Origin of the sequence: Bombella intestini (genome assembly GCF_002003665.1) — a bacterium.
GTDB lineage: Bacteria > Pseudomonadota > Alphaproteobacteria > Acetobacterales > Acetobacteraceae > Bombella > Bombella intestini.
In genome coordinates, this window is sequence record NZ_JATM01000006.1 from 1 (window position 1) to 12936 (window position 12936).

Below are 12936 nucleotides of genomic sequence, written 5' to 3' on the forward strand. Positions count from 1 at the left end.
TAAATCCAACTCGCTCCGTTGAATCGGTAAAGCGTGGGTGTTTCTATATGCAGAGAAGAAGGGCTCCATATTAGGAGCCCTTCTTTATGTCTTAGACCAGAGTAACAGTGGTCTTGATGTTACCCTTTGTAGCGTTGGCGTAAGGGCAGACGAACTCTGTCTTCTTTACCAGCTCAACAGCCTTAGCTCGATCCATCCCCGGCAGGGAGACTTCAATGGCAACTTCAAGGCCAAAACCCCCATCGGAGCGGGGACCAATACCAACCGTTGCCTGAACATGCGTATCAGCGGGAATTTCAATTTTTTCTTCGCCAGCAACAAACTTCATGGCACCAAGGAAACAGGCTGAATAACCAGCAGCAAAAAGCTGTTCTGGATTATTCCCCTTGCCGTTACCCCCCATCTCTTTGGGTACACCGAGATCCACACGGAAGCTACCGTCAGTGGTCTCGGCAAAGCCGTCCCGACCACCGGTTGCACGTGCAGTAGTTTTGTAAACAACGTTGATGGACATAAACCTACTCCCACCCCGTATATAGGGCCTGTTATGGTTACAGGAGCCCCCGGCCTTCGTAAGATTACCAGTCAGGACTTCTGTTCTAGAGATGGGCGTTATGTCAGGCCAGACAATGGGGCTGCCTCATAAAAAATATTAGGTCAGCCCCGCAAGTGGGAAAGAGCGGCTGTTAATGACTAGCCGGCTCGTCTGTTAGATTAGGAGAGGTAACAGGCAGGTCCGCTAGAATGGCAATGTCACTGCCACAGCTTAGGATAGCTGCCTTCTCGGCGAGTGTTAGTTGCGCTAGTGCGTCTTCCAGTGTTGCGCTTTCTTGGAGTTTAAGAGACCCCGTCAGCAGCGGTACGGAAATAGGCTCTCCAACTTTTCGGGGAGCTGGGAGCGTCCTTAGATGCGCATGCCTTAGTTCCGTATTGCTACGGAGCGCATGAAAGGCCTCTGCAATCACGGGGTGTGGATGGTTCCGCTCCTCAAGGGCGCGTTGAATGATGGGGGGTGGTGTCGTTTCTTCCGGAATGAGAAGAAGCCCCGCCTTACGCATAGCTTGTCCGATGTGGCTGCTGCTAGTGAAACCAACCAGAGGAATGGCGAGCAACAGCCCGATAAGAACAGGCAGCATCCACAGAAACAGGGAAAGAGAGACCGACCATGCTGCTGCACTTAGAATGATACCGAACAGGCTATAGAACCAATATTTCCGGATGGTATCTGCCCAAGGGAGGCTGCCATCATCACGGTTCTGTGCTTTCCAGCCGGAATCTCGCCCTAATAAAATAGATAGAATGGCGGATGTCTGGATCAGCATAGCAATTGGCGCAATCAACGCACCAATCAGAGTTTCTAGTAAAATGGACCAGCCAAGCCGCATTACACCTCCAACCTCTTTACGCCCTGTTGGGTCGAGACAAATGGCGAGGAAGGCCAGAGCCTTAGGTGCGAGAAGCACAATCATGGTCTGAATGAAGACCAATCGGGCCAGAATGGGATCCACATGCGGCCAATGTGGATAGAGGCTACGTTGAGTGCTGAAATATTCTGGATGATAGAAGTGCGCCTGTAGGGCAATGAGAATGCCAAACAGTAAGAACAGCAGCCAGAGAGGCGACATGATGTAGGAGCCAATACCTACTAACATGTGAGAGCGGCTAACCCAGTGCATCCCTTTGGTGAAGAGAATACGAGCATGCTGGAGATTCCCTTGGCACCAGCGACGGTCTCGTACGGCAATATCTGTTAGGGAGGGAGGGCTTTCCTCATAGGAGCCACTCAGGCCCGGGACCATATGGATGGCCCAGCCACCACGGCGCATCAAGGCAGCTTCGATGAAATCATGGCTCAAAATATGCCCGCCAAAGGGTGGTTTCCCGGGCAGGTGCGGCAGACCGGCTTGCTCGGCAAAGGCTTGCGTGCGGATGATGGCATTATGACCCCAATAATTGCCTTCAGAGCCATGCCACCAAGCAATACCCTGCGCAATTAAGGGACCATAGACACGCCCAGCAAATTGCTGCATCCGAGCAAAAAGCGTGTTCCCCCCCACAATGACGGGCAAACTCTGGATGAGTCCAACCTGTTCATGCTGCTCCATGGCGGCTGCTAAACGAACAATCAGCCCGCCATCCATCAGACTATCTGCATCAAGGGTGAGCATGGCAGGGTAGGCACCGCCAAAGCGGGTCACCCAATCGCCGATATTTCCTGCCTTGCGGTCCGTGTTTTGAAAGCGGCGGCGATAGAAAAGATGCTTGCGGGCATAATCCTGTTTGTGAAGGTCTAGAACAGCTTGCTCTTCCTGCACCCAGATGTCCGGATCCGTTGTATCGGAGAGGATGAAGATATCGAAATGTTCGCCCCGCCCTGTCTCCTGAAGGCTCTTGAGCATGGCCCGGAGATTGATCATCACCCGTTGGGGTGGCTCATTATAGGTCGGGAGGAGAATGGCAGTTTTACCGGAAAGCTCCGGCAGGGGGCCAGTGCGGCGGATGCCAAGGCCCAGCCCGCCATGCCGTAACATGGCCCAGAACCCGCCCAGTGCAGAGGCACAGGAAAGAGAGATCCAAAAGCTGAGGATGGTGAACAGCCCCAGCATGATGATGCCGAGCGTACTCGTTCCCAGCGAGTTGAAGACAGCATTAATCTTCACCACGCTGTAGCCAGTCAGTAGGAAGGCTACCCCAAAAACGGCCAGTCTCCGTAGCCAAAGCAAGGATGGCGTTGTTGGAAGCCGCCAGAAGGACCGACCATGGCGGTTCGGTGCTTTGTGCAGGTCCTGCACAGGCATGGCCAGTGGAGATTCAGGGGGGAGAAAGGCGTTATGCTGTGGCGTGGTCATCACTCTTACGGGGTCCAACGATATAGCCATGTTTCGGAAACAGGCCCTTGCGCATTAGCAAGCTGAACCTGAAGCTCGCAGAGTTTCGCCCCGCCCGGGTCAAGCTGGAAGAAGGCACGCATGCCGTTGATCTCTGGGTTAGGCATGATTGTGATGCCCTCGATACTGCCAGCTGATGTCTGGGCGATCAGATGATAGGCGGCGGGGTCAGAGACAGTGTGGAATGGTTCGCCGTCAAAATCCAGAACGAATTGTACCTTGTCGGGATGGTCCGTTACGGCCCCGGCCCGGGTATCATGGATGCGGGCCTGATGGGTCGGCCACGGCGTATCCCATCCCCAGTACATGCGATAGGTGAAATTATAGGTCTGCCCGGCTTTCATAGGGGTTTGGGGACGCCAAAATGAGACAATGTTATCGTTGACCTCACTGGGTGTGGGGATTTCCACTAGGTTGACACTGCCTTTTCCCCAGTTGCCGACTGGCTCTACCCACAGGGAGGGGCGTTTCTCATAATGCAGAGCAAGGTCTTCATAATCATGGAAAGACCGTTTGCGCTGCATCAGCCCGTAACCATACGGTCCTGCATCGCTGAAAGAGGAGAGCTGAAGGTCGGTCGGGTTTGTTAGTGGGCGGTAAATGTTCTGGCTGGCACCTGTCCATATCTGGAGGGCTTCACTGTCATGAGCGGCAGGCCGCCAGTCATTCACATGCACCCGGTCATTAGCATCGAAATAATACATACCCGTTAGCGGGGCGATCCCCCCTGCCGATATGTCCGCACGGGGGAAAAAGGAGGATTGTACATCAAACAGGGTTGTTTCACCCGGCCGGATGGTAAAGCGGAAGGCCCCTGTTAGGGAGGGGCTGTCCATCAGGGCGTGCAACACAAGGGACTGGCTGCCTGCGGCTGGTTTTTCCAACCAGAAGGCACGGAAAACGGGGAACTCCTCCCCAGTCGGAGTGCCTGTATCCTTGGCAAAACCACGGGCGGATAGACCATAAGTCTGCCCCTTGGCAACAGCTCGGAAGTAGGAAGCCCCGAGGAAGACCGCACATTCTTCCATGACGCCGGGTTGATTGAGAGCATAGCGGATACGCAGGCCAGAAAAGCCCGCCTCGGTGCTGATGTTTAGCGAGGCATCCCGGCTGCTAAACGTGTCGGGCGTACATGTGACGGGGTGGGCCGAACCGTTTATGACCTCAAAAACATCAACATTCTGTTTATAGAGATAGCCACGGGGAAAGAATTGGACATCAAACGCCAGATGGTCCTGCCCCCAGAGGGTCTTTTCATTATTGAATTGGACGGATGAAAACTGGTCAAACGTCATGTGTGCTAGAGAGTCGGGCAGGTCTTTTTGTGGGGCATGGTAGCTTTTACTGGCCAGATTCTGGGCCAGAGAGCGGACGGTGCCGTCATCAAAACGTGTCGGGGCTACGTCCACGGTCTGCGCCTTCAGGGAGTGTCTTCCTGCAAAGGTTAGTCCAGCTCCAAAACCCAGACCCGCTTTTACAATGTCACGACGATGCAGTTTCATAATAAGATTTAAAAACCCTGTCAGTCTGTAATGTGGACTCTGTCTACCCCGTCATCGAAGGGCGGGGGAAATGGTATTTTCATGGCAGACTACGTTAGAGAGTGTAGTTTCTGCACCATTGAGAGGCCCAACATCTTACCACAGGCTGTCCCATGAAGGAATCTGTGCGGCTATCTGGCTGATATCATCCGGCCCTGGTGTTCCGGGTAGGAGAGGGATGTGATGGAGGGCGCGGCACTGGCCCAGTTTCTCTAATGTTTGGCTATTTTCCGGGGATTCCGGCCCATTGGTGATAAACCCTAGGACGGGAATCCCCCGCTGATACAGTGCTTCAAGGCTAAGCAGCGTATGGTTGAGCGTCCCCAGCCCGCTGCGTGTGACAAGAATAACGGGTAGCCCCAAACGAGCGATGAGGTCGATCATCAACATGTTATCTGTCAGGGGCACCATGAGTCCGCCCGCCCCTTCTACGATCAAGGGAGAATGTGTTGTTTGGGGTAGGGTGATATGTTCAGGCTCTAGCGTGACACCTTCCAGAGCACTGGCAGCGGCAGGAGAAAGGGGGGCCTGTAGGGCGTAGGTTGGGGGCAGGATGTGATCTGCGGATAAGCCTGTCAGGTGCCCAATGGTGGGCGTGTCCCCGGCTTCTTCCGCAAGGCCGGTCTGAAAGGGTTTCCAGTATGTTCCCTGCCACGATTTCGTCAGTATAGCACTGGTGAGGGTCTTGCCAATGCCGGTGTCTGTCCCGGTGATGAAGACGCCCTTAGGAGCGGTCTGTGGTAGAGTGGGTGGAGCCTGAAGCAGCATGGGAATCAGCATCCTTTCAGGAAGATACCAAAGGCAGTTTGATAGGTTACATGGCTAAAATTGGTGTCAAAATGATGCATGGCCCTGCGCAGCCCGTGGGCGGGTCGGTGTCCGTCCCGTGGTAGGGAGGCACCAATCATGCGGAGGCCTTTTAAGAAGTGCCGTGCCGAAGGTGTAGGATCATGAAGCGTGCAGACGTCCCATTCTCCACGCCCCCCAGTGGGCCAGTCCTCTTGGAGTTGGGCAAGGCTGGGGTAATCGGGCACACCGCAGGCTATAGCGGCGTTTTTACAGCTTTCTTGCCATTCATGCAGGCTACCCGTCAGGAGGGTGCTGACTATCATCTCTCCCCCGGGGCGTAATAGAGCGGCAAGGTCACGGAACGCTGCGGCCCGGTCTTCAAACCACTGCAGGCAGAGGCTGGAGGTGATGAGGTCGAATCCTTCTGTTGCCCCCTGTGGCTGCGGATTTTCCCCATCCATGACATAAAGGTGCACGGTTGCCGGGAGAGGAGCCAGATGCTGACGGGTCCGTTCCAGCATGGCAGGGGAAATGTCCGTGAGGTGAAACTCTGCCTTTGGGAAGGCAGAGACCAGTTCTCGGCTTAGCAGGCCCGTGCCGCAGCCAAATTCCAGAATCCGGCGGGGTGGGTGCGTAGCCAGATGCTGGCGGATGCGCTCGGCCAGCATCCGGGCGCATTGCTTCTGGATGAAAGCAGCCCGTTCATAGTCGTGGGCGGCATCAAAACGGGCGGCGATGATGGTCTTGCGGCTGTCTGTCATACAGAAGAAGCGTTCTTAATGATGCGTGTCAGAAAGGTGGCGCAGTCCTGTGGGTGAGTGCGTGGTAGCAGGTGCCCGCCGGGCAGGGTAATGCTGGGTACATCCGCCCCCATCCCATTTCTAGCAGGAGAAAGCGGGTCATCTGGGCTGTGTAGGCTGTGTAGCCGTCCTTTCCAGCGGGGTAGGAGAGGGCGGTGTTCCATCTCTGCCAGTGTGGTGAGGCCATTTTTCAGGGCGTCACGATCCAGAGTGCTGGGAAGAATGGGGGCAGCCTCTCCGCACATTTGGCGGAACTGGTGAAGGACTGGGGCTGGTTGACGGTCTAATTGTCGGATCATGCGATGCAGGATGCGTTCTGGCACGCCTTCCGGAAAATCCTCGGCCTTGGTGAAGCGGGCAAAGCCATTGATGCTGATGATGCCAAGGCAGTGTGGTGCCTCCAGAGCCAGCAGAGAACAGGCCCCGGCAGAGTGCCCCACCGCCCAGAAGGGGGATTGAGGCAGGTCAGACCGTGCCTCCGCCCCAAGATAGCCCGCATCGGCACAAACATGCTGGAACTCCGGTAGGTGGCTCTGCAAGGGCATCCAGAAGTCGGCATCATAGCCCCAACCATGTTGAAAATAGAGTGTCATCATTGGGGCGTTACACTCCGCAGGCTGTCCAGCAGGGCATCACCGAGCTGGTCTATGATCGTGGCGGAAAGGCGACTTTCTAGGGCAATTCGTAGGCGGGCCGTGCCGGGTGGGACGGTCGGCGGGCGGATAGCGATGCTGAGGAAGCCTTTCTCTTCTAGAGAGCGGGCAACATGCAGGGCCGTTTCACTATCTCCAATCATGATTGGAATGATTTGCGTGCTAGAAGCCCCGGTCTTCCAGCCTGCGTCATTCAATCGTTGGCGCAGACGGTTCGCTTGATGCTGGAGATGCTGGCGTTCAGCCTCTAATGAGGGGACAATCTCAAGGGCAGCATCTAGTGCCCCGAGGCAGGCAGGGGGCAGGGCCGTACTGTAGATGAAACCGGAGGCCTGGTTGACCAGATAATCGCAGAGAGCCTGACTTCCCGTGACGAACGCTCCCATGCCACCAAGGGCTTTGCTGGCGGTACTCATGGTGATGTCCGCCAGTCCGTTGGAAAGGCCGCATCCCCCCGGTCCCAGCACGGCAGTGGCGTGGGCTTCATCAACATAGAGGAAGGCACCGTAACGGTCTGCCAGTGCCCGCAGGGCGGGGATGTTGGCCCGGTCTCCATCCATGGAGAAGACACTCTCGGTGATGATGAATTTTAGGCCCTTCTGATCGGCATGGCGGTCTAGCAGGGTTTCGAGATGGGCAAGGTCATTGTGGTGGAAGCGTACCTGTCGCAGTCCGGCTGCCAGACAGCCATGATGCAGGCTGGCGTGGTTTAGGCGGTCCATGAAGAGGGTGGCCGGGTGGCCCATCTGTTGGCGGGACAGGTGGTTCAGGGCAGGCAGCAGGGACGCATTGGCTTGCCACCCGGTGGCGAACAGCAGGGCGGCCTCGCTTTTTTTAAAGCGAGCTAGCTTTTCTTCTAGCCGCGTATGTAGGGGCAGGGTGCCGCTGACAAGGCGGGAGGCCCGTGCGCCCGTGCCGTAGCGTTCTGCCCAGTCTGCCGCTCTCTGGCGTAGCAAGGGATGGTCCGCAAGGCCCAGATAGTCGTTGGAGGTGACATCAATCAGCTGGCGTTTCTGACGGAGCAGTGAGCCGGTCTGTCGTTCCACGGGGACGAGATGGCGGCGGGCATGTTGGTGGTCCCGCTCATGCAGGGCTGCCCGGAGGGCCGATTGGAGGGCGTTCATCCCAGATGGTCCTTTAGGACCTGATGGATGCTGCTGGTGAGAGTGCTTAATTCATCGGGTGTGATGGTGAAGGCAGGTGTGAGATAGACAATGCGCCGGAAGGGCCGCACCCAGACGCCTTTTTCGATAAAGGCCCGCTTAAGGGCTTCTGGGTCATCCAGTGTGTCCAGTTCCACAACGCCAATGGCTCCCAGAACGCGGACATCCCTGACGCCGGGCAGGGAGCGGCAGGCCTCTAGTTCGGTGGTCATTTGGGCACTGATGGCCCGGACCTGTTCCAATCGTGGCTCTTGATCGAATAAGTCGAGCGAGGCATTGGCCACGGCGCAAGCTAGCGGATTGGCCATGAAGGTTGGGCCATGCATGAGGGCATGGAGCGGATCATCCGACAAAAAGGCCTCGAACACATGTTTCCGGGCAATGGTGGCAGCAAGGGGCAGGGTGCCGCCTGTCAGAGCCTTGGAGAGGGCCACAATGTCCGGCGTGATCCCTGCCTGCTCGCAAGCAAAGAATGTCCCTGTCCGTCCAAAGCCGGTGAAGATTTCATCAATGACGAGCAGGATATCATGGTCATCACAGAGGCGGCGGAGATGGCAGAGGGTTTCCGGCTCATGGAAGAGCATGCCACCCGCTCCCTGCACGAGGGGTTCGGTGATGATGGCGGCAATCTCGTGCCCCCGTTTGGAGAGTAAGGCTTCCAGTGCTGCCAGTGTCTCGGGCGTGGTGGGGAGGTCGGCAATAATTTGTTGCGGTAAGGCGTCCCCGAAGAGGCGGTGCATTCCTTCTTCCGGGTCGCAAACGGCCATCATGGCTAGCGTGTCGCCATGATACCCACCTCGGAAGGAAAGTAGTTTGTGCCGTCCCTCCCGTCCCTGATTGAGTTGGTATTGGATGGCCATTTTGGCCGCTACTTCCATTGCCACCGACCCTGAATCGGTGAAGAAGACCCGTTCCAGATCGCCCGGTAGCCGGTCTGACAGACGCTGGGCTAGTGTTAGGGCGGGTTGATGGACCATGCCTCCGAACATGACATGAGGCATGGCCTCAGCCTGTTGGATGAGGGCCTGCCGGATATGGGGGTGATTATAGCCGTGGCAGGCTGTCCACCATGAGGCGATGCCATCAATAAGGGTGCGTCCATCCGCAAGAGTGATCGTGCTGCCAGAGGTGGCGGCAGCCTCTACGGGCATGGGAGCGGTCTGCATCTGGCTGTAGGGTAGCCAGAGATGGGGAAGGTTGCTGGCAGTGGTCATGTCTTGAATGTCAGCCTGACAGTCATGGAGGGAGAACCCTCTCACTATCGAACAGGGAGTGTTCCGTAAAGTTGAGGCTGGGGCAAGGGGGACAGCCGCCTTGCGAAAATCTGACTTGACGATGAGGTATCTATTTCTGGAAAAAGGATAGGTTATGAAGCCTGCGGGAGGTCATGACATACGGGCCTAGAAGAAAGGCTTTTTCATGTGGTGCCGAGTGTGCCCGTGGTGGATTGTTCTGGAGATATGGAGAAACCATGCTGAAAACTCGTGGCCTGATGGCTGTCATGATTGTGCCTTTTCTGACACTTGGCGCCTGCACGACGCCCGGGCAGGAATCACGGCCTGATGTTTATGACCAGTCTCAGGTCAATACCGTGCAGAGAGGCCGTGCAGTGCAGATCATTTCCGTATCTGCCGCTCGGGTGAATGTGGATAATTCCACTAATCACGACACCGCAAGGGTTGTTGGTGGCCTTCTGGGGGCTGCCCTCGGCACGGGTCTGGCCGTTGGGGCTGGTCATGCAGGCTGGGGCGGTGGTCTGGCAGCCGGTGCTGGCGGTGCTCTGGGTGGTACCCTTGTTGGGGGACAGATTGCGGGTGGCCATACACTCGTTAGCGGCGTGACGATCGCTTATCAGGACCGTGCTGGCGGGGATGTTCTGCTTTCTACGCAGGTGGGCAAAACATGTGAATACAAGCCCGGTACAGCACTGCTAGTATCAACTGGTGGCAATGGAACTCGTGTCCAGCCTAATGCGGCCTGCCCGCAGCGTTAAGAAAGCGGCCTTCCGGAGGAGGATGGAATGATACGTCCAGATAAATGGCATGTTGGGCTATTGTGTTTGACTCTGGGAGGCATCAGCCTGTGTAGGGTAGTACCTGCTGCCTATGCACAGGCAACGGACCCTGCCCAGCTCGAAGCACTGGCTCATGTTCAGGATGGTCAGGACCAGCGCCGTGTGGCGCTGGAGGCCGCCCAGCAACAGGCTGCCCAGCAGGCGCAGCAGCAGGAGAGAAGGCTGCAAGCACAGGCTTCAGCTAATGCGGCCCGTATTGCTGCGGCTCGTAATGCTCAGAATGAAGCAGATTGGCAGGATGACCGGCGTTACAAAGAAGCCAGCCGTGAGCTTGAGCTGAAAGAACAGCAGCTCAAGCTGAAAATGTTGGAGGCCCGTGCCAGCCGGGAGGATGATCTCATCAAAGCCGAGCTTGCCCACAAACAAGCGGAAACGGATAGTCTGCTTCAGAGTTCGCAAGGTGATGCAAAGCTGAAAGCGGATGTGGGTGAGGCAACCAAAATGAGCCAGCGGCATTGGTGGGAAGGGAACTGAACAGGCTGGTGACCAGTAGGTTCCAATGGTCTATAAGGCCGGACGGCAAAAATAGTGCAGGGGCAGGAAAGAGCATGGCAAAATGCATGAGGATAGTGCAGCTGTTGGGAGGTCTCTGGGGGGTTGTGCTCCTGTTGGGAGGGTCCGCCCATGCAGCAGCTAGCCTACCGAATGGGGCGAGCATCCTGCGGGAACGCTATCAGGACTGGGAGGTTATCTGTCAGGCCCCGGCTGAAGGTGCGGCTAATGGCGGTAGTGTGCGGTGCGCCACGCAGCAGCAGGCGTTGGAACCCCGTACACGCAGGCGGGTCATGACCATCCATTTTGAACCCGATGGCACGCAGGTGCATGGTGTGGTGACGGTGCCTTTCGGGCTGGACCTCGTCCGGGGTTTAACACTGACTAACGCTTCCCAGCCTGTAGGGGATGTCTATTCCTTCTCAACGTGCCTCCCGGCTGGCTGCTTAGTTCCCCTGACATTTGATGATCAGCAGTGGGCCACTTTGCTGAAAGAGCCAAAGGCTGTTTTCACGGCCATGACATTTTCTGGCAAGCCGATGAGGCTCATTTTCTCGACTAAAGGGCTGAGTCAGGCCCTGCAGCGTATCCAAAGCCTGACGCATTGATGGTGCCTCTGCCCCCTCTGTATCGATGGGGGCAGAGAGATGATTGGTCTTATGTGCCACAAAATGTATGGTGGATTTCCTCCTCTTGTTTAGGTGCGGCAGCAAGTCCGTCATTGGCTTCCGCAAAAGGGGTTTTCAGAGCGTCATGCAGGGTATGGAAGAGCCAGCAATCGCCTTCGATCGCCTGTGATAGAGCCGCTTCGACCTGATGGTTTCTGGGGATGATGCGGGGATTGGTTGCCTGCATGGCTTGCTGGCGCACTTCAGCGGGGCGTTTTTCGAGTGTTAGGCGATGAAGTATTTCTGTCCGGCAGAGGTCGAAATGGCCCTTATTGCCAGGGAACAGCTCCCGCAGGGCTGAATAATCGTCCCGGATGGCAACGTCTGGCGAACTCAGCATACGGAAGGCATTAGTAAAGTCTGCCTGCCCGGTGTGCATGGTTTCCAAAATATGTTCTAGCAGGCGGATATCGTGCTCGTCTTGCTCCTCTAGCCCCAGCTTGCGCCGGAACCCCGCCAACCAGGCGTGATGGAACAGCTGATCGTAGCCTTGTAGAGCGTCTTGTGCTTTCTCGATGGCTTTATCTTCATCGTCATCAAAAAGTGGGAATAGACATTCCGCTAAGCGGCTGAGATTCCACAGGGCTAATGCAGGCTGGCGACCATAGGCATAGCGGCCGTCCTTATCGATGAAGCTGAAGCGTTTCATCGGGTCGAACCGGTCCATGAAGGCGCAGGGACCATAATCCAATGTTTCACCGGAGAGAGCGCAATTATCGGTATTCATGACCCCATGAATGAACCCAACTTCCATCCAACGGGCTACCAGCTGTGCTTGTTGTCGGATGGCGATTTTCAGCAAGGACAGATAGCATTCTGGCCCTTCGTTGGTGAGGGCGGGGAAGAGGCGTTGGATGGTGAAATCCGCTAACTGGCGGACATGGTCTAGGCCGCCATGTGCTGCTGCATATTGGAAACTGCCAACCCGAACATGACTGCGGGCTACCCGGACGATTTGAGCCCCGGGGGTAGGTCCCTTATCCCGCTCTACCATGTCCCCGGTGGTTAGTACGGCGAGTGCTCTTGTAGTGGGGATGCCAAGGGCGTGCATGGCCTCACTGATAAGATACTCCCGTAGGGCTGGCCCTAGTGTGTTTCGACCATCGCCGTGGCGGGAGAAGGGCGTGGGGCCTGTTCCTTTTATCTGAAGTTCCAGCTGGTGGCCGTCTTTAGTCTGGCAGTCAGCAATGAGGGCCGCCCGACCATCCCCTAGAGATGGTACAAACTGGCCGAATTGATGCCCGGCATAGGCCGTAGCAACGGGTCCTGATGAGGCCTCATCCCGGTGGGGCAGTATTCCGCGGGAGAGAAAGGCCAGCCCTTCGGCAGAGTGCAGCCAATCCACATCCAACTCTAATTGCTGGGCTAGCTCTGTATTTAAGGCAACGATGCGGGGTGCAGGCGTAGGAGGTAGTGTAATGTTGCGGTGGAAAAAACTTGGTAGGGATGAGGCATAGTGCGGGGTTGTGAGCATGAAGAGGCCTTTTGCTGTTAGATATTTCTCGGGAGGCTGTGGCGGGCCTTGTCTGGTTTTTTCCAGATGGGAAGCAGATAGATGGAATGGAAGAGGATGAGGTAGAAAGTGTACTGTGTGTGTCCTAAAACCTTGAAAGGCCCTGCTGTAAAGGGGGCGTTCCCCGTGAAACGAGCAAAAAGTAAAGGGGAAATTATATTTGTGCCCTTGCTGTGCCTTGTAACTGCTTATAGATTCCCGGAAGGCATAGTGTGAGCGGGGTATCAGGCAGCAGGATGCCTGATGCAGATGACGAGACAAAGTAAGGATATTCTGTGGAGAACCAGCCTCCAACTGGCGAACAGTCTTCCGGGCAGGGTGCTGGAGGTCGTAAGTCCGACGCCCCCGGGGTAGA

12 protein-coding genes are annotated in these 12936 nt (G+C 56.3%); 3 read left to right on the forward strand and 9 right to left on the reverse strand.

The genetic code is table 11. The features are described from left to right. Positions 1-91: 91 nt before the first annotated feature. The 8 genes from AL01_RS08630 to AL01_RS08665 form a co-directional block, all read right to left on the reverse strand. Positions 92-514, reverse strand: coding sequence for an organic hydroperoxide resistance protein (locus AL01_RS08630; RefSeq protein ID WP_077397150.1), 423 nt, complete (start codon positions 512-514; stop codon positions 92-94). A 172-nt stretch (positions 515-686) separates the two neighbouring features. Beyond that, positions 687-2849 carry a glucans biosynthesis glucosyltransferase MdoH gene (mdoH, locus tag AL01_RS08635; protein ID WP_143280749.1) on the reverse strand — a complete coding sequence of 721 codons (2163 nt, stop codon included), beginning with the start codon at positions 2847-2849 and terminating at the stop codon, positions 687-689. A gap of 5 nt (positions 2850-2854) precedes the next feature. Further along, positions 2855-4390: a glucan biosynthesis protein gene (locus tag AL01_RS08640; protein WP_077397152.1), complete on the reverse strand. Its 1536-nt coding sequence runs from the start codon at positions 4388-4390 to the stop codon at positions 2855-2857. A 135-nt stretch (positions 4391-4525) separates the two neighbouring features. Then, a complete protein-coding gene (bioD, locus tag AL01_RS08645) occupies positions 4526-5197 on the reverse strand; it encodes a dethiobiotin synthase (protein ID WP_077397199.1) in 672 nt (223 codons plus the stop codon). A gap of 5 nt (positions 5198-5202) precedes the next feature. After that, a complete protein-coding gene (locus AL01_RS08650) occupies positions 5203-5979 on the reverse strand; it encodes a methyltransferase (RefSeq protein WP_077397153.1) in 777 nt (258 codons plus the stop codon). Further along, the gene (locus AL01_RS08655) at positions 5976-6614 is read right to left on the reverse strand and encodes an alpha/beta fold hydrolase (RefSeq protein WP_241502789.1); all 639 of its coding nucleotides are present in this window, start codon (positions 6612-6614) and stop codon (positions 5976-5978) included. Before AL01_RS08655 ends, AL01_RS08650 begins: the two co-directional genes overlap by 4 nt. Then, positions 6611-7795, reverse strand: a complete 1185-nt coding sequence (locus AL01_RS08660; RefSeq protein ID WP_077397154.1) for an aminotransferase class I/II-fold pyridoxal phosphate-dependent enzyme — start codon at positions 7793-7795, stop codon at positions 6611-6613. The genes AL01_RS08655 and AL01_RS08660 overlap by 4 nt, the downstream gene beginning before the upstream one ends. Then, on the reverse strand, positions 7792-9048 hold the full coding sequence (locus tag AL01_RS08665; protein WP_077397155.1) for an adenosylmethionine--8-amino-7-oxononanoate transaminase: 1257 nt from the start codon (positions 9046-9048) through the stop codon (positions 7792-7794). Before AL01_RS08665 ends, AL01_RS08660 begins: the two co-directional genes overlap by 4 nt. Positions 9049-9305: 257 nt before the next feature. Between AL01_RS08665 and AL01_RS08670 the strand changes: the two genes are divergently transcribed. The 3 genes from AL01_RS08670 (at position 9306) to AL01_RS08680 (ending at position 11008) form a co-directional block, all read left to right on the forward strand. Next, complete coding sequence (locus tag AL01_RS08670) at positions 9306-9827, forward strand: hypothetical protein (RefSeq protein WP_077397156.1); 522 nt, start codon at positions 9306-9308, stop codon at positions 9825-9827. Positions 9828-9854: 27 nt separating this feature from the next. Further along, positions 9855-10382, forward strand: coding sequence for a DUF5384 family protein (locus AL01_RS08675; RefSeq protein WP_077397157.1), 528 nt, complete (start codon positions 9855-9857; stop codon positions 10380-10382). Positions 10383-10468: 86 nt separating this feature from the next. Beyond that, positions 10469-11008, forward strand: a complete 540-nt coding sequence (locus tag AL01_RS08680; protein ID WP_158075965.1) for an invasion associated locus B family protein — start codon at positions 10469-10471, stop codon at positions 11006-11008. A gap of 49 nt (positions 11009-11057) precedes the next feature. On the opposite strand, the gene AL01_RS08685 is transcribed toward AL01_RS08680, so the two are convergent. Then, a complete protein-coding gene (locus AL01_RS08685; protein WP_077397159.1) occupies positions 11058-12542 on the reverse strand; it encodes a protein adenylyltransferase SelO in 1485 nt (494 codons plus the stop codon). Positions 12543-12936: the final 394 nt, after the last annotated feature.